This window comes from Actinomadura sp. 7K534 (assembly GCF_004348575.1).
Classification (GTDB): Bacteria; Actinomycetota; Actinomycetes; order Streptosporangiales; family Streptosporangiaceae; genus Spirillospora; species Spirillospora livida.
In genome coordinates, this window is sequence record NZ_SMKB01000521.1 from 1 (window position 1) to 848 (window position 848).

Sequence of the window (848 nt, forward strand, 5' to 3'; positions counted from 1 at the left end):
GTGGTGGGCGGGTTCGAAGAGTTCGATGAGGTTGCCCGCGGGGTCGGTCAGCAGGATCTGGCGGCCGCCGGGGCCGGCGACGATGTCGGTGCGGAAGGCCAGGCCGGCGGCGCGGAGCCGGTCGATCTCGGCGTCGAGGTCGTCCAGGACGAGGTGGATGCGGTTGCGGCCGGGCTCGGCCGGGTCGGGCGTCGCGCGGGCGCCGGAGCTGGCCGGGCCGGACAGCAGCAGCCGCAGCGGCCCGCGGACCACGTCGGCGAAGGCGGGCGCGGCGCTCATGCGGACCGTGAAGCCGAGGTGGGCCGTGTAGAAGTCGACGGCGGCCTGGACGTCGTCCACGATGTAGCGGACGCCGACGAACTGGTCAGGTGTGGTCATGGCCGGATCTCCTGTTCCGGTTGGGCGAGCCGAGGTATCAGGTAGCCGATACGTGCGTCGATCTCGGCCGCCGTGCGGGCGAAGGCCGCCTGGAATTCGTCGGCGGGGCCTTCGCCGACCGCGGCGGGGTCGGGGATGCTCCAGTGGATCCGCCGGGGGTGGTCGCCGAAGTCGGGGAAGACCTCGCGGACCTTGTCGCACAGGCTGATCACGTGGGTGAAGCCGCGGTCGGCGAGGTCGTCCAGCCGTCGCGGACGCCGGTCGGCGACGTCGATGCCGTACCGCTCGCTCAGCACGCGCACGGCGGCGGGGTGCAGCCGCGGCTTGGGGTGGCTGCCCGCGCTCGTCACCTCGACCCGGCCGCCGGTGCGGCGGCGCAGCAGGGCCTCCGCGATCGGTGAGCGGGCGCTGTTGCCGGTGCAGGCGAACAGCACGGAGGCGGCGGCTTCTCTTGGCGCGGGCGGGGACGG

At 74.2% G+C, this 848-nt stretch carries 2 protein-coding genes; both read right to left on the minus strand.

All coding sequences use genetic code 11. The annotated features are described in order from the left end of the window. A partial coding sequence (locus E1266_RS37510; RefSeq protein ID WP_132055356.1) for a VOC family protein occupies positions 1 to 378 on the minus strand: 378 nt, incomplete at its 3' end. Continuing rightward, positions 375 to 848: arsenate reductase ArsC (locus E1266_RS37515; RefSeq protein WP_132055358.1), on the minus strand; the 474-nt coding region annotated here is incomplete at its 5' end. The genes E1266_RS37515 and E1266_RS37510, both read right to left, overlap by 4 nt.